Genomic DNA, 15889 nt, shown 5'->3' on the forward strand with positions numbered 1-15889 from the left:
GGGGAGGGGGTCGATCGTGCTCCGACAGCAGGATGTGGGACACCGGATCGTGGTTCGCCGGATTGTGGGGATTCGCGAAGGCCGGCCCCTCTTCTCGGACGCCCTCGGCGAGCTGGTCGAGCTGAGCGAGACTCATCTCACTCTCGCCACCACGCAGGGCCGGCTCCGGGTCCCGGTGGCCGAGGTGCACCGGGCCAAGCGGGTGCCGCCGACCCGCCGGCCCACCGCCGCGGCCGTGATCGAGTTGGAGCTGGCCGCCGACGAGGCGTGGCCCGCCGCCGTCCGGGGTCGGCTCGGGGACTGGCTGCTGCGCGCCGCCGACGGCTGGACCGGCCGGGCCAACTCGGCGCTGCCGGTGGGCGACCCGGACCGGCCGCTGCCCGCCGCGCTCGACGCGGTGGAGCGCTGGTACGCCGTCCTCGGCCAACCGGCGCTGGTCAACACCCCGCTGCCGCTCGCCGCCCCGGTCGGCGCCGAACTGGACGCGCGGGGCTGGGGCAGCGGCCCGCCCGTGCTGGTGCAGACCGTGCCGCTGGCGGGGCTGCCGCCAGCAGCCGCCGGGTCACCGCCGGTCGAGCTGGCTGCCACGCCGTCGGACGACTGGCTCGCCGTCGTCGCGGGCAGCAAGGGCGGCCTGCCGGACGCCGCCCGGCACGTGCTCACCGCCGTGGGCCAGGTCCGCTTCGCCCACGTGTACGCCGACGGCGCGCTGGTCGCCGTCGGCCGCGGCACGGTCACCGGGTCGGGGCGCTGGCTCGGGCTCAGCGTGATCGAGGTGCGGCCCGAGGCGAGGCGGCAGGGCCTGGCGGGCCGGGTCATCCGCGCGCTCGCGGACTGGGGCGCCGCGACCGGCGCCTCGCGCGCCTTCCTCCAGGTCGAGCAGCGCAACACCCCGGCGGTGGCCCTCTACCGGACCCTGGGCTTCACCACCCACCACACCTACCTCACCCGCACCGCCCCGCACTGACCGCACCGCCCTCCGCCGCGTGCCGGAGTCGCGCCCGCCCTCGGGCCCCGCCCTCTGGGCGGGTGCCGTGCCCCATCTGTGCGGGCAGCTCGACAGGGCCGGACAGGGCATGGTGTCGCCACGAGCGCCCAGGCCGGTCCCGGCGCGGCCGGCGCGCGCCCGTGGACCGGCGGCCGCGTGCGGGTCAGCGACGGACGACCTTGCGGGGCTTGGTGGCCTTCAGCTCGGCGTACCGCTTGAGGGACTGCGAGCGGTGGTCGAGGCCGAGCGCCGTGAGCAGCAGGTAGCCGAGCAGCACCCCGACGCCGGTGGCCGCGAGGTAGAGCCAGATCTGGGCGAAGAACGTGCCCGCGCCCCCGCCGAACGGGTTCTCCCCGACCAGCAGCGGCCCGACCAGCACCGTCAGCAGCAGCGCGACGCCGACCGCGGCGGCCATGTCGGACCCCCAGGCGGCGACCGGCCGACGTTTGCCCCAGAGGAAGGCGACCACGGCCAGCACCAGCCCGATCACCGCGAACATCCCGAGCGACACCCGGTCGGCGGCGGTGGTGTCGTCGCCGTCGAAGCCGAACCGGATGACCAGCCGGGCGACCACGTTGACCCCGAACAGCGCGACCGCGAGTATCCCGATCGCGCGCCACCGCTCCCTCATCGCACGCCTCCCGCCGTACCGCCCGCCTCCGCGGCGGGCTTCCTGGCAGGAATGTCTACCACCGGAACCTGGGTGTCGTCAGTCCCCCGGACGGACGGGCGGCGGCGGCGCCAGGACCTGCCGGAAGCCCATCACCGCGAAGGTCATCGCGCCGGCCACGATCATCGCCAGGCCGACCCAGTTGTCGCCGGCGACGAGCAGGTCCCCCTCGGTGGTGCGGACCGCCGCGACCGCCATCAGGACGAACCAGGGCAGCGCGGGCAGCGCCACCGCCCAGCGACGGCCGACCGCCTCGTGGGCGAACCAGCTCAGCGCGATGTTGGCGGCGACGGCGAGGACCACCGAGACGCCGATCAGCTGCCCGCCGACCCGGAGCGTGGCGAGCAGCAGCTCCAGCACCGCGGTCAGCACCCCGCCGAGGACGGCGACCAGCCCACCGGCCACCCGCAGGGCCAGGTCGAGCAGCAGCCGGGACCGGCCGGGCGGCGGTGGCGGGGCGCTCTCCTCGGGGACGACCGGCATCGGCGCGGTGGGCAGCGTCACCGGAGGCCGGCCGCCCCGACCGGGGACCGGTCCGGGCCGTCGGCGACGTCGAGCCCGGCGAAGAGGTCGTCCTCCCAGCCGTACGGCCCGCTGCCCGGGCCCTTCTCGCCCACCGCGAGGGTGTAGTACTCCACGCCCATGAACTCGCTGCCGAAGTTGCCGGCGATCGAGTAGAGCCAGGAGGTGTCGGGGATCTGGGTGGCGTGCGCGCGCATCGCCGCCTCCTTGGCCGCATGCTGGTCGGTGGCGTCGATCCGCGCCGCGATCTGCGCGTCCGGCGTGCAGAACGGCAGCTCGGTGGCCTGGTCGATGCCGGCGAAGGGGTTGTCCGACGAGCCGCCGAAGTGCTCCATCCCGGCTTCCAGGACGCTCTGCGGCATGGCCGTCCAGTAGACCTTGGCCGGGGCGATGCCCTCGGCGCGGGCCAGCTCGACGGCGCGCATCGTCACCCGGTGCGCCTGGATGTGGTCGGGGTGCCCGTAGAAGCCGTTGCCGTCGTAGGTGACCACGACCTGCGGGCGTACCTCCCGCATGATCTCCACCAGGTGGCCGGCGGCCTCGTCGAGGTCGGCCTGCCAGAAGGCCCGGGGGTGCTCGTTGGTGGCGAGCCCCATCATGCCGGAGTCGCGGTAGCGGCCGGCGCCACCGAGGAAGCGGTGGTCGGTGACGCCGAGCGCGGCGCACGCGGCGTTCAGCTCGGCGATCCGCCAGCCGCCGAGCTGGTCCGCCTCGGCGGCGGCGAGTTGGGCCAGCGCCGGCACGTGGATCTCGCCCTCCTCGCCGAGCGTGCAGGTCACCAGGGTGACGTGGGCACCGGCGGCGGCGTAGTGCGCCATCGTCGAGCCGGTGCCGATGGACTCGTCGTCGGGGTGCGCGTGGACCAGCAGGAGGCGGCGGTCGGGCAGCGTCGTCACGGTGGTCACTCTATCCGGCGGTTCTCCTCCGCCGGCCGTGACGCGTCCACGCAGGTCGGCCACATCACCCCCGGCGCCGATCTACGATCTGGCCTGTGGACTTTCCGGAGCTGGCCGCCCGCACCCGCCGGTTCAGCCGCGGAGCGCCGCGCGCGGTCGCCGTGGCCGACGACGGCTCCCGGGTGGTCTTCCTGCGCTCGGCCGGCCCGGAGGACCCGGCCGACGCGCTCTGGCTGCTGGACGTGGCGACCGGCGAGGAGCGGCTGGTCGCCGACCCGGCGGCGCTGCTCGGGGCGGACGCGGACGTCGACGCGCTCAGCCCCGGCGAGCGCGCGCTGCGCGAGCGGCTGCGGCTGAGCGCCTCCGGCATCGGCTCGTACGCGCTGGACGCCGCCGGCCGGGTGGCGGTCTTCGCGCTGGCCGGGCGGCTGTTCCGGGCCGACCTGGTGCACGGCGACGTGGTCGAGGTGGCCACCGTCGGCCCGGTGCTCGACCCCCGGCCCGACCCGACCGGGCAGCGCCTGGCGTACGTGACCGACGCCGCCGAGGGGGTCCGCCGGGGTCAGCTGCGGGTGGTCGAACACGACGGCACGGACAGCCTGCTCGCCGGCGAGGACTCCGGGGTGACCTGGGGGTTGGCCGAGCACATCGCGGCGGAGGAGTTCGACCGGTTCCGCGGCTATTGGTGGGCGCCCGACGGGCGCTCCGTGCTGGCCGCCCGGGTGGACGACTCCCGGCTGGACCGCTGGCACCTGCACGACCCGGCCGACCCGGCGAGCCCGCCGACCACGGTCGCGTACCCCCGGGCGGGCGGCCCGAACGCCGAGGTCAGCCTGCACCTGCTCGACCTCGACGACGGCTGGGTCGACGTGCACTGGGACCGGGAGACCTACCCGTACCTGACCGCGGTGCACTGGGCCGACGGCGGGCCGCTGATCACCGTGCTGCGCCGTTCCCAGCAGCACGGCCTGGTGCTCGCGGTCGACCCGCGTACCGGCGAGACGCAGGTGCACGCCGAACTGGCCGACCCGCGCTGGGTGGAGCCGATCCCCGGCACCCCGGCGCACCTGCCGGACGGCCGGGTGCTGGTCGGCGGGGAACTGGCCCACGACGGGTACGACGCCCGTTGCCTCTTCGCCGACGGGACCCTGCTCACCCCGCCGTCGCTCTACGTGCGACGGGTGGTGGGGCGGCTGCCCGGCGGCACCGGCCCGGCCGACCTGCTGGTGGAGGCGAGCGACGGGGAGCCGAGCGAGCGGCACCTGTTCCGGGTGCGCACCACGATCGGCGGCGGCGTCGACGCCCGCCGGATCACCACCGACCCGGGCTGGCACACCGCCGCCGTCGGCGGGGACGTGCTGGTGGTGGGCAGCGCCTCGCTCGACCACCCGGGCACCCGGTGGACGGTGTGGCAGGGCGAGCGCGAGGTGGCCGTGCTGCGTTCGCTCGCCGCGACCCCGCCGTACTCGCCGCTGCCGCTGCTGGAGCGGGTCACCGACCGGCGGCTGCCGACGGCGGTGCTCTACCCGGACAACTACGTCACCGGGCGGCGGCTGCCGGTGCTGCTGGACGTCTACGGCGGCCCGGGGCACCAGGAGGTGCTCGCCGCCCGCTCGGCCTGGCTGGAGCGCCAGTGGTGGGCCGACGCCGGCTTCGCGGTGGTCACCGTCGACAACCGCGGCACCCCGGGCGTGGCCCCCTCCTTCGAGAAGGCGATCCACCGGCGGGTGGCCGACGTCGTGCTGCTCGACCAGGTGGACGCGCTCACCGCGTTGGCCGGCAAGCACCCCGACCTCGATCTCGGCCGGGTGGCCGTGCGCGGCTGGTCGTTCGGCGGCTGGCTGGCGGGGCTGGCGGTGCTGCGGCACCCGGAGCTGTTCCGGTGTGGCATCGTCGGGGCGCCGGTCACCGACTGGGCGCTGTACGACACCGCGTACACGGAGCGCTACCTGGGCCTGCCGGAGGACGGCACGGACGTCTACGCGCACCACTCGCTGGTGGAGCTGGCCGGCGAGCCGGTGGCCGATCCGGAGTCGGCCCGGCCGCTGCTGCTGGTGCACGGCCTGGTCGACGACAACGTGGTGGCCGCGCACACCCTGCGCCTGTCGGCGGCGCTGCTGGCGACCGGCCGGCCGCACTCGGTGCTCCCGCTGACCGGGGCCACCCACATGGCCGCCGGCGGCACGGCGGAACGCCTGCTCAGGCTGGAGCTGGACTTCGTCCGCCAACACCTCTGACGGCCGCCCCACCCGGCCGGGACGGCCGGACCGGTGCCGGCGGGCCAGCGGCGTGGCAGGCGGCGCCGAACGCGCGGAGGCCCCGGTCGACGACGCTGTCGACCGGGGCCCGTCCGTGGGGTTGGTGCCTGAGGGTTACTGCTTGACGTACGCGTTCACGAAGGCCGGGTAGCCGAAGACGCTGGAGACGAAGACCCCACCGGCCTTGGAGCCGTGCACCAGGTAGGCCACGTCGACGAAGAGCGGCACGACCGGGGCGTGCTCCTTCATGATCCGCTCGTCGAGCTTGGCCCACTCCGGGCCCTGCTCACCCGGCGGCAGGGCCAGGATCCGGTCGAACTCGGCGTTGATCGCCGGGTCGTTGAAGAACGCGCTGTTGCTGTTGCCCTCGGGCTTGATGGTACGGCCGTCGTAGAGCACCGGCAGGATCGAGGCGCCGCTCGGCCAGTCCGCCGCCCAGTTACCGATGTACAGGTCCCAGGGGTTGTCCTTCTTCTTGACCTCGTCGAGCTTCGAGTCGTCCGGGATGTTCCGGACGGTGATCTTGAAGCCGGCCCGCTCCAGGTTGCCCTTGAGCTGGGTGGCGATCTGCTGCTCGCTCGTGTTGTCCGCGACGCCGAGGACCAGCTCCGGCGTCTGGCCGCCGAGCAGTTCCTTGGCCTTGTCGACGTTGCCGTTGGCGCCGGCCGGGTAGGCGTCGTACGCCTTGAAGCCGATCGTGGACGGCGGCATCAGCGTGGTCATCGGCGAGGCCACGGTCTGCCCGCCGACCGACTTGATCAGGCCCTCGCGGTCGATGGCGTAGTTCAGCGCCTGGCGGACCTTCAGGTCCTTGACCCGCTGGTTGTTGATGACGAGCTGGTTGGAGCTCGGCGTCGGGGAGAGGATGGTCCGCTCCTTGAGCGCCGGGTCGTTGGCGACCTTGGCGACCAGCGAGGCGGGCACGTAGTTGAAGGCGACGGCGCTCTGGTCGGCGCCGTTGTCAGCGATCACCCGGTTGTTCGCGGCGTCGGCCGTCGCGCCGAAGCTCCAGACGAACTGGTCCGGGTACTGGTGCCGCACCGGGTCGGTGTTCGGGTCCCAGTGCGGGTTGCGGTCCAGGGTGATCTGCACGCCGACCTGGTTCTTGGCGATCTTGTAGGGACCGGACGAGAACGGCTGGTGGTCCAGGTTGACGCCGGTGTCCTTGTCGGCCGGCAGCGGCGCGGTGGTCGGCAGCGAGACCGCGAACGGCAGGTCACAGCGGGGCTTGGCGAACTCGAAGCGCAGGGTCTTCGCGTCCGGGGTGCTCAGGCCCGGGGGCAACGAGGTCTTGTTCTTCTTGAAGTCCCACTTGGTGTCGAACTGCGGGCTGTCGGCCAGCCACTCCTGGATGTAGGTGGGGCCGCCCGACAGGTCCGGGTCGAAGGATCGGGCGATGCCGTACGCGATCTCCTTGGAGGTGATCGGGCGGCCGTCCTCGAACTTGACCCCGTCCTTGATCTTGAATTCCCAGACCTTGCAGTCGTTGTTGACGTTGGTGCCCGGCGTCTCGGCCAGGTCGCCGACGAGAACCAGGCCGCCCTTGCCGTCGTCCTTCCACGTGGTCAGGTAACGGGAGAACAGCGGCGACGTCATCAGGCCGGCGAACGAGTACGTCCGCTGCGGGTCCAGGTGGGAGATGGGGGTCTCCCGGATGATGGTGAAGGTGCCGCCCTTCTGGGCGCCCGGCACCTCGGCCGCCGGACCCATGGAGTCCTTCGGGTCGGTCGCGATGACCCCGGTCTGCTGCCGGTTGGTGTCCACCGTGGTGCCCTCGCCCGTGTTCTCCGAGCACGCACCCAATGCCACAACCAGTGCGATCGCGCCGCCTGCGGCGGCCGCCACGCGTGGTCGCATCTCCTACCTCCTCCACCCAGGTGCCGCCGGGCGTGAACGCCGACGTCCCGAGGATCGTAAAGAAGAAAACCTACGAGTTGTGTAACAGTTGTCGATAAATTTCACCGCCGTCCGACCGGCGGACGCCCGGGGCGGGCGCGCCGGCCGGGACGGGCGGGTCACCCGAGCCGTACGCGGGGGTCGATGGCGGCGTAGAGCAGGTCGACCAGCACGTTGGCGAGCACCACGAAGACCGCCGAGATGAGCACGGTCGCCATGATGGTGGGCAGGTCGCCGGCGCGCACCGCCTCGACGGCGGTCCGCCCCAGCCCCTGGATGCCGAAGGTGGTCTCGGTGATCACCGTGCCGCCCAGCGCAGCCCCGACGTCCAGGCCGGCGATGGTGACCACCGGAGTGATCGCGGCGCGCAGCGCGTGCCGCCCGTACACCTTCGGTTTCGCCAGGCCCTTCGCCCGCGCGGTGCGCACGAAGTCCTCGGAGAGCGTCTCCAGCATCTGCGCCCTCGACAGCCGGGCGTAGATGGCGGAGAAGAGGAAGGCCAGCGCGACCCAGGAGAGCACCAGGCCGCTGGCCCACTTCAGGGGATTGTCGAAGATCGACGTGTAGCTCGGCACGGGCAGCAGGCGCAGGTTGTAGACGAAGACCAGCAGCAGCACCGCGCCGACGAAGTAGAGCTGGAGCGAGGCGCCGGTCAGCGAGAAGCCGATCGCGGCCCGGTCGAGCCAGGTGCCGCGGCGCAGCGCCGAGACCATGCCGAGGCCGACGCCGAGCAGCAGCCAGAGGATCGCCGCCGGGATCACGATGCTCAGCGTCACCGGCAGCACCCGGGCGATGGTGTCCAGCACCGCCTCGTTGTTGACGTACGACCAGCCCAGGCAGGGCGCGTCGCACCGGCCGCCCTGGGCGCTGCCCAGGTCCCGCCCGGTGAAGATGCCCTTCATGTAGCCGGCGTACTGGGTGATCAGCGGGTCACGCAGGCCCAACTCCTCACGGACCCGCTCCAGCCGCTCGGGGTTGCAGTTCTTCGGGCACATGCCGCTGACGGGGTCGCGGGGCAGCGCGAAGAACATCAGGAAGGTCAGCACGCTCACCGCGAACAGGGTGAGCACCGCGGAGAAGATCCGCTTGATCAGAAAGCGCGCCATCGGATGCCCCCTACCGGGACGACTTCGGGTCGAGCGCGTCGCGCAGCGCGTCGCCGAAGAGGTTGAACGCGAACACGAGCGCGAAGATCGTGATGCCGGGGAAGAAGACGAACGCCGGGTCGGTCTGGAGGTAGTCCAGGCTCTGGTAGATCATCCGACCGAAGCTCGGCGTCTCCTCGGTCAGCCCGACGCCGATGAACGACAGTGCGGCCTCGCTGGTGATGAACTGCGGCACCGCCAACGAGAACGACACCAGGATCGGCGCCCAGATGTTCGGCAGCAGTTGCCGGAAGAGCATGTGCGCCAACCCGGCGCCGCTGGCCTTGGCGGCCTCCACGAACTCCCGCTCGCGCAGCGCGATCACCTGGCCGCGGACCAGCCGGGCGGTGCCGGTCCAGCCGAAGATCGCGAAGACGGCGATCAGCACCCCGACCCCGAAGGCGGGCGAGACCGCGTCCCGCTCGCCGTAGAAGCGCAGCGTCAGGGTCGGGGTCAGGGCCAGCGCGATGATCAGGAACGGCATGGCCAGGGTCAGGTCGGTGATCCAGTTGATCACCGCGTCGAGCCAGCCGCCGAGGTAGCCGGCGAGCGCGCCGAGCGCGATGCCGATGGCCGCCGTGATCACCGCCGCCGCGAAGGCGATCAGCAGTGAGGTACGCAGGCCGTACACCAGCCGGATGAAGATGTCCCGACCGAGGTTGGGCTCCAGCCCGAAGAAGTGGTCCCCCGACACGCCACCGGCGTAGCCCAGCGGCATGCCGAAGCCGTCCAGCTTGGCCTGGAACTGGTCGCGCGGGCTGATCCCGTAGAACGCCTCGATCAGCGGCGCGGCGAGCGCCACCAGCACGAAGAAGACCAGCATCCCCCCGCTGACCATCGCCGTCCGGTCGCGGCGCAGCCGGAGCATGGCGAGTTGGCCGGGCGATCGGCCGACGAAGCCCTTCTCCTTCGGCGCGTCGGCGCCGCCACCCGAGTCGATCTCGGCCAGCGCCACGCCCTCCACCGGGGACATGCTCATCTCGACACCTCCTCGACGCCCGCACCCGTGCCCGCCGGCTCGCCGCCCGCGTCCGCCGGCTCGCCGCCCGCGCCGTCCGCCGGCTCGGCGGCCGACGTCGCCGGGGCGGCCTCGACGGGCCCCCGCTCCGGGAAGTGGCAGGCCGCGGCCTGGCCCCCGCCGTCGCGGGACACCAGCGCCGGCTCCTCGGTGGCGCAGATGTCCTGCGCCTTCCAGCAACGGGTGCGGAACCGGCAGCCCGACGGCGGGTTGAGCGGGGTGGGCACGTCGCCGGCCAGCCGGATCCGGCCGGCCGGGCCGAGCTTGGTGACGTCCGGGATCGCCGAGAGCAGCGCCCGGGTGTACGGGTGCTGCGGGCGCTCGTAGATGTCGTCCCGGTCGCCGATCTCGACGATCTTGCCGAGGTACATGACGGCGACCCGCTGGCAGAAGTGCCGCACCACGGCCAGGTCGTGCGCGATGAAGACGAACGCCAGGCCCAGGTCGCGCTGCAGGTCGCGGAGCAGGTTGACCACCTGCGCCTGGATCGACACGTCCAGGGCGGAGACCGGCTCGTCGGCGACGATCAGCTTCGGCCGCAGCGCCAGGGCGCGGGCGATGCCGATGCGCTGACGCTGGCCGCCGGAGAACTCGTGCGGGTACCGGTTGTAGTGCTCCGGGTTCAGCCCGACCAGCTCCAGCAGCTCCTGCACCCGGGCCTTGATCCCGCCCGGCGGGTCGATCCCGTTGACCTGCAACGGCATCGCGACGATCCGGCCGACGGTGTGCCGGGGGTTCAGCGAGGCGTACGGGTCCTGGAAGATGATCTGAAGGTCCTGCCGCAGCGGGCGCAGCTCACGCCGGCCGGCGTTGGTGATGTCCCGCCCGGCGAACTCGATGCTCCCCGCGCTGGGCTCCAGCAGGCGGACCAGCATCCGGCCGGTCGTCGTCTTGCCGCAGCCGGACTCCCCCACCAGACCGAGCGTCTCGCCCGGGCGCACGTCGAAGTCCAGCCCGTCCACGGCCCGCACCAGGCCCGTGCTCCGCAGCCCGCTGCGCACCGGGAAGTGCTTGGCCAGCCCGCGCACCCGCAGCAGCGGCTCGACCGTCTCGACACTCATCGGGTCCCACCTTCGTTCGCGACTGCGGGACTCCGCTCCGCTGCATTCCTCGCGCTCACCGAGCCACCCCCACGTGGGCGATGTCCTCCGCGTACAACCGGGTCCGGTCGTCGGCGGAGAGGTGGCAGGCCACCAGGTGGCCGGGCGCGCCCGCCGGGCGCAGCTCCGGGACCTCGGTGCGCGAGCGGTCGCCGTTGCGGCCGGCGTACCGGCAGCGCGGGTGGAAGGCGCAGCCGGGCGGCAGGTTGATCAGGCTGGGCGGGTTGCCCTTGATCGGCACCAGGTCCGCGTCCGCGTCGCCGTGCAGCGAGGGCACGCTGGAGAGCAGGCCCCAGGTGTACGGGTGCTGCGGCCGCCGGAGCACCTGCTCGACGCTGCCGTGCTCGACGGCCCGCCCGCCGTACATGACCAGCACCTCGTCGGCGACCTGGCTGACCACGCCCAGGTCGTGCGTGATCATGATGATCGCGGAGTGGAACTCGGCCTGGAGGTCGGCCAGCAGGTCGAGGATCTGCGCCTGCACGGTCACGTCCAGGGCGGTCGTCGGCTCGTCGGCGATCAGCAGGTCCGGGTCGTTGACCAGCGCCATGGCGATCATCGCCCGCTGCCGCATGCCGCCGGAGAACTCGTGCGGGTACTGGTCGAAGCGGCGGGCCGGCTGCGGGATGCCGACCCGGCCCAGCATGTCCACCGCGCGCTGGCGGGCCTCGCGCTTGCCGGCCTTCGGGTGGTGCACCCGGTACGCCTCGGCGATCTGCCTGCCCACCGTGAAGTACGGATGCAGCGCGGACAGCGGGTCCTGGAAGATCATCGCCATGTCCCGGCCGCGCAGCCGGCGTACCTCCTCCTCCGGCAGGCCGACCAGTTGGCGCCCGCCGACGGAGATCTCCCCCGTGATGGTGGTCCGCTTGGCGTTGTGCAGGCCGAGGATGGCCAGCGAGGTGACGCTCTTGCCCGAGCCCGACTCACCGACGATGCCGAGCGTGCGCCCCCGCTCCACCGCGAACGACACCCCGTCGACCGCGCGCACCACGCCGTCCTCGGTGTCGAAACGGACCCGCAGGTCGCTCACCCGCAGGTACGGGTCCTGGCCGGAGCGCTGCTCCGGCACGCTGGGGCGGCCCGGTTCCCCGGACGACGCCGACTCCGGACTGCCCACGACCGCCTCCCTCAGTGACGAAGAGAACCTACAGGAAATCACTGAGGGTGAAAATAAGCTACATAACCGAGGGCTGTCAGCGGGCCACAGCGTAACGACTCTGCAACGGGCTCCGACACCCCCACCAGCACATCCACCGCCACAACTGGGACATCCGACGCACCTCAGGTGCGACCATGGCTGCGTCAGTCACGGGAGGATCCCGTCGATGAGGTGGAGATGACCATGACCGCAGCGGTGTTCGGCCACGACGGCCCATGGACCGAAGAGGAGTACCTCGCCCTCGGCGAGACGCAGGACCGCGTCGAACTCTTCGACTGGAGCCTTCACGTGACCCCAGGAGCCACCCCTCTTCACCAGAACATCTCCGGCGAGTTGCGCGCCGTGCTCCGGGCACCGGTCCGGGCAGCCGGCCTACGCGTGCTGGAAGCGGTGAACGTCCGGCTCCGGCCGGGACGCATCCCGATACCCGACCTTGTGATCACCAACGACGTCGATCTCCGCGTGCTCGTCATCGACGCCCGCGATGTGCGGCTGGTGTGCGAGATCATCTCACCGAGCAACGCCGCGACCGACAAGGTGCTCAAGATGCACTACTACGCGGCGGCCGGCATCGAGTGGTACCTCCTCGTGGAGCAGGAGAACCTGACCATGCACCTGTACCAGCGGCAGGGCGCCCACTACGTCGAGCGGTCGGTGACCAAGGCCGGCGACGAACTGGAGCTGACCGAGCCCGTACGGGTCACGATCCGGCCGGCGGACCTGCTCACCTGACGGATGTCGGTGGGCTCGCCTAGGGTCGGGCGCATGAGCGAGCTCCAGCGAGCGAATCATCGACGCAGCCCGGTGGTGCCTCATGACGGCACGGAACACGGCGAAGTGACGTCGTGACCGAGTTCGACGCGGCGGCCGCCGCGGTGCAGGCCGCGCTCGACGCGGGAGCCCGGTATGCCGACGCCCGGGTCATGCACCGCCGCTACGAGTCCATGTCGGCCCGCAACGGCGACATCGAGGAGCTGACCCAGGACGAGAGCATCGGGCTGGGCGTCCGCGCGCTGGTCGGGTCGAGCTGGGGCTTCCACGCCGTACCGGACCTGTCCGACGCCGCCGCCCGCGAGGCCGGCCGGCGCGCCGCGCGGATCGCCGCGGCGAGCGCGCGGGTCCCGGGGCCGCCGATCGACCTGGTGCCGGCCCCGGCGGTGACCGCGAGCTGGGCGTCCCCCTGCGTGGTGGACCCGCTCGGCGTGCCGCTCTCCGACAAGGGCGACCTGCTGGTCGGTGCCACGCGGACGATGGCGGAGCACAGCGCCGACGTGGCCGAGGGCCTCTACCAGGTCTGGGACACGGCCAAGTGGTTCGTCTCCAGCGAGGGGCACCGGATCGACCAGCGGATCCGCGAGTGCGGCGGCGGCATCTCCGCCACCGCTGTCGGTGACGGGGAGACCCAGCGCCGCTCCTACCCGAGCTACCGAGGTCAATACGGCACCACCGGCTGGGAGCTGGTCACCTCGCTCGACCTGGCCGCGCAGGCGGCGCGGATCGCCGAGGAGGCCCGGGCGCTGCTCACCGCGCCGCCCTGCCCCGCCGGCGAGACCGACCTCATCCTCGGCGGCGAGCAACTCGCCCTGCAGATCCACGAGTCGGTCGGGCACGCCATCGAGCTGGACCGGATCCTCGGCTGGGAGGCCGCCTTCGCCGGCACCTCCTGGTTGGACCTGGCCCAGCTCGGCTCTCTGCGCTACGGCTCCGAGCTCATGAACGTCACCATCGACCCCACCATCCCCGGCGCGCTCGGCAGCTTCGGCTTCGACGACGAGGGCTCCCCGGCCATCAGGCGCGACGCGGTGCGCGAGGGGCGTTGGGTGGGCGTGCTCGCCGGCCGGGACTCGGCCGCCGTCGCCGGCCTGGACCACGGCGGCAGCGTACGCGCCGACGGCTGGGCCCGGCTGCCGATGGTGCGGATGACCAACGTGGGCCTGGAGCCCGGCCCGCACACCCTGGAGGAGATCGTCGCCGCCACCGACGACGGGGTGCTGATGGACGTCAACCGCTCATGGTCGATCGACGACAAGCGGCTCAACTTCCAGTTCGGCTGCGAGATCGGCTGGGAGGTGAAGAAGGGCCGGCGCGGGCGGATGCTGCGCAACCCCACCTACACCGGCATCGGTCCCCTCTTCTGGCGCTCGATGGACATACTCTCCTCGGAGACCGTCGCCTGGGGCACGCCCAACTGCGGCAAGGGCCAGCCCGGCCAGGTCGGCCACACCGGCCACCCGGCCGCGCCGGCCCGCTTCCGCAACGTCCGGGTAGGAGTTCGTGCGTGAGCGCGAGGAATGAGCGAGCGCAGCGAGCGAGTCCCGCAGTCGCGAACGAAGAGGGATGCGGTGAGCGCGAGGAATGAGCGAGCGCAGCGAGCGAGTCCCGCAGTCGCGAACGAAGAGGGATGCGGTGAGCGCGAGGAATGAGCGAGCGCAGAGACCGAGTCCCGCAGTCGCGAGCGAAGGGGGTGCAGCATGAGTGAGCTGGAGATCGCCGGTCAGGTGGTGGAGCTGGTCCGCCGGCTCGGCGGGCCCGACGCGCAGGCCGAGGCGGTGGTCACCCGAGCCGACCTGGCGCTGACCCGGTTCGCCAACTCGTTCATCCACCAGAACGTGGCCGAGTCCAGCGTCGAGGTCCGGCTGCGGCTGCACGTCGGCGGGCGCACGGCCGCCGGCAGCGGCAGCGTGGTCACCGCCGACGGGCTGCGCGCGCTGGTCGAGCGCACCCTCGCCGCGGCGCGGCTCTGCCCGCCCGACCCGGCCTGGCCGGGCCTCGCCCCGCCGGCGCCGGCGCCGACCGCCGCGGCCTTCGACGAGGCCACCGCGTACGCCGAGCCGGACGAGCGGGCCGAGTTGGTGCGCGCGTTCGTGGCGGCGGCCGGCGGGCTGGAGGCGGCCGGCTACTGCCGCACGGCGCACCGCTCCTCCGCGTTCGCCAACTCGGCCGGGCACTCGACGTCGGGCCGCGCCGCCGAGGCGGCGATGGACGGCATCGCCCGCACCGGCGGCTCCGACGGCGTGGCCCGGTTCTGCGCCGACCGGCTGGCCGAAGTCGACGGTGCCGCGCTCGGCGCCCGGGCCGCGGCCAAGGCGCGCGCCGCGGCCGACCCGGTCGAGTTGCCGCCCGGCCGCTACGAGGTGGTGCTGGAGCCGGCCGCCGTCGCCGACCTGCTCCAGAACCTCTCCTGGTTCGGCTTCAACGGCAAGCGGTACGCCGAGCGGCAGTCCTTCGCCGAGCCGGGGGCGGCCCAGTTCGACCCGGCGGTCACCCTGGTCGACGATCCGCTCGGCGGCTCCGGGCTGCCGTTCGACGTCGAGGGCACGCCCCGGCACGCCGTGACCCTGGTCGAGGCGGGCACCACCCGGGCGGTGGCGCACGACCGGCGCACCGCCGCCGAGGCCGGCGCGGCCTCGACCGGACACGCGCTGGCCGGCGCCGCGACGTGGGGCCCGATGCCCCGCAACCTGCGCCTGCAGGCGGCCGGGCCGACGGGCGCCGGAGCCACCGGCGGCGGGCCGGCAGCGACGTCGGGCGCCGACGCGGCGGGCTCCGCCGTACCGGGCACGGCCGGCGCGGGCGGCGGCGTGCCGGGTGCGGTGGTCGACGGGGACACCACCGGGCTGGTCGGTCGGGTGCGGCGGGGGCTGCTGGTCAGCGACCTCTGGTACACCCGGGTGCTCGATCCGAAGAGCCTGGTCGTCACGGGCCTGACCCGCAACGGCGTCTGGCTGGTGGAGGACGGCGTGGTGACCCGGGCGGTCCGCGACCTGCGCTTCACCGAGTCCTACCCCCGCGCCCTCGGTCCCGGCGTGGTGCTCGGCGTCGGCAGCCGGGCGGTACGCCAGCCGGACCGGACGGACGGCGTCTGGTGGGAGGCCCCGCCGCTGCGACTGGCCTCCTGGAACTTCACGGGCGGCGCCTCCGGCTGACCCCACGGCCCGCTGCACGGATCGGAGCCCGACCCGGCGGGCCCGCTCCACGACGGAGCCCGGCGGCCCGCTCCACGACGGACTCCGGGCCGGCGACGCTTCCGGGTGAGTCGCGCGCGTACGCCGGACAGGCAACCGGTGAGGTTCTTAACATCCGGACATCGATCATCGTTCGGGGCTTTCCACCGGCCGGGACACACGGGACACTGCCTTGCGCGGACGGCCCGCAAAGATCGGCGTAACGTGTGTCACTTAGCTGCGCCGTATCGCCGGCGCGGTCGTTGGTGTGCGCATGACGTGGCAAGCGG

The 15889-nt window shown here is 73.1% G+C and carries 13 protein-coding genes; 5 read left to right on the top strand and 8 right to left on the bottom strand.

Annotation, left to right across the window (positions count from 1 at the left end):
- The first annotated feature begins 16 nt into the window (after window positions 1–16).
- Entirely contained in the window at window positions 17–967 is a 951-nt protein-coding gene (locus tag ACZ6O2_RS11440; protein ID WP_466022776.1) for a GNAT family N-acetyltransferase, read from the top strand.
- A gap of 184 nt (window positions 968–1151) precedes the next feature.
- On the opposite strand, the gene ACZ6O2_RS11445 is transcribed toward ACZ6O2_RS11440, so the two are convergent.
- The 3 genes from ACZ6O2_RS11445 to mshB form a co-directional block, all read right to left on the bottom strand.
- On the bottom strand, window positions 1152–1619 hold the full coding sequence (locus ACZ6O2_RS11445; RefSeq protein WP_350703886.1) for a hypothetical protein: 468 nt from the start codon (window positions 1617–1619) through the stop codon (window positions 1152–1154).
- A gap of 78 nt (window positions 1620–1697) precedes the next feature.
- Window positions 1698–2141: a hypothetical protein gene (locus ACZ6O2_RS11450; protein WP_466022844.1), complete on the bottom strand. Its 444-nt coding sequence runs from the start codon at window positions 2139–2141 to the stop codon at window positions 1698–1700.
- 17 nt (window positions 2142–2158) lie between these two features.
- Window positions 2159–3085: an N-acetyl-1-D-myo-inositol-2-amino-2-deoxy-alpha-D-glucopyranoside deacetylase gene (mshB, locus tag ACZ6O2_RS11455; protein WP_350703887.1), complete on the bottom strand. Its 927-nt coding sequence runs from the start codon at window positions 3083–3085 to the stop codon at window positions 2159–2161.
- A gap of 86 nt (window positions 3086–3171) precedes the next feature.
- Here mshB and ACZ6O2_RS11460 point away from each other — a divergent pair, with 86 nt between their 5' ends.
- Window positions 3172–5313: a S9 family peptidase gene (locus ACZ6O2_RS11460; RefSeq protein ID WP_466022777.1), complete on the top strand. Its 2142-nt coding sequence runs from the start codon at window positions 3172–3174 to the stop codon at window positions 5311–5313.
- A 135-nt stretch (window positions 5314–5448) separates the two neighbouring features.
- Here ACZ6O2_RS11460 and ACZ6O2_RS11465 read toward each other — a convergent pair whose 3' ends face one another.
- The 5 genes from ACZ6O2_RS11465 to ACZ6O2_RS11485 all read right to left on the bottom strand — a co-directional run bounded on the left by ACZ6O2_RS11465 (window position 5449) and on the right by ACZ6O2_RS11485 (window position 11565).
- Complete coding sequence (locus ACZ6O2_RS11465) at window positions 5449–7191, bottom strand: ABC transporter substrate-binding protein (protein WP_466022778.1); 1743 nt, start codon at window positions 7189–7191, stop codon at window positions 5449–5451.
- A gap of 158 nt (window positions 7192–7349) precedes the next feature.
- Window positions 7350–8336 (bottom strand): ABC transporter permease, encoded by a 987-nt coding sequence (locus tag ACZ6O2_RS11470; protein WP_393261362.1) that lies wholly within the window; start codon window positions 8334–8336, stop codon window positions 7350–7352.
- A gap of 10 nt (window positions 8337–8346) precedes the next feature.
- Window positions 8347–9354: an ABC transporter permease gene (locus tag ACZ6O2_RS11475; protein WP_350703894.1), complete on the bottom strand. Its 1008-nt coding sequence runs from the start codon at window positions 9352–9354 to the stop codon at window positions 8347–8349.
- The gene (locus ACZ6O2_RS11480) at window positions 9351–10454 is read right to left on the bottom strand and encodes an ABC transporter ATP-binding protein (protein ID WP_466022779.1); all 1104 of its coding nucleotides are present in this window, start codon (window positions 10452–10454) and stop codon (window positions 9351–9353) included. The genes ACZ6O2_RS11475 and ACZ6O2_RS11480 overlap by 4 nt, the downstream gene beginning before the upstream one ends.
- 55 nt (window positions 10455–10509) lie before the next feature.
- A complete protein-coding gene (locus tag ACZ6O2_RS11485; RefSeq protein ID WP_350704163.1) occupies window positions 10510–11565 on the bottom strand; it encodes an ABC transporter ATP-binding protein in 1056 nt (351 codons plus the stop codon).
- Between the two features lie 273 nt (window positions 11566–11838).
- On the opposite strand from ACZ6O2_RS11485, the gene ACZ6O2_RS11490 reads away from it, so the two are divergent.
- The 3 genes from ACZ6O2_RS11490 (at window position 11839) to ACZ6O2_RS11500 (ending at window position 15581) form a co-directional block, all read left to right on the top strand.
- Window positions 11839–12387, top strand: a complete 549-nt coding sequence (locus ACZ6O2_RS11490) for a Uma2 family endonuclease (protein WP_466022845.1) — start codon at window positions 11839–11841, stop codon at window positions 12385–12387.
- A gap of 113 nt (window positions 12388–12500) precedes the next feature.
- Window positions 12501–13937 (top strand): TldD/PmbA family protein, encoded by a 1437-nt coding sequence (locus tag ACZ6O2_RS11495; protein WP_466022780.1) that lies wholly within the window; start codon window positions 12501–12503, stop codon window positions 13935–13937.
- Window positions 13938–14126: 189 nt separating this feature from the next.
- Window positions 14127–15581: a metallopeptidase TldD-related protein gene (locus tag ACZ6O2_RS11500; protein WP_466022781.1), complete on the top strand. Its 1455-nt coding sequence runs from the start codon at window positions 14127–14129 to the stop codon at window positions 15579–15581.
- The last annotated feature ends 308 nt before the right edge of the window (window positions 15582–15889 follow it).

The organism is Micromonospora sp. NPDC048040 (assembly GCF_055587185.1).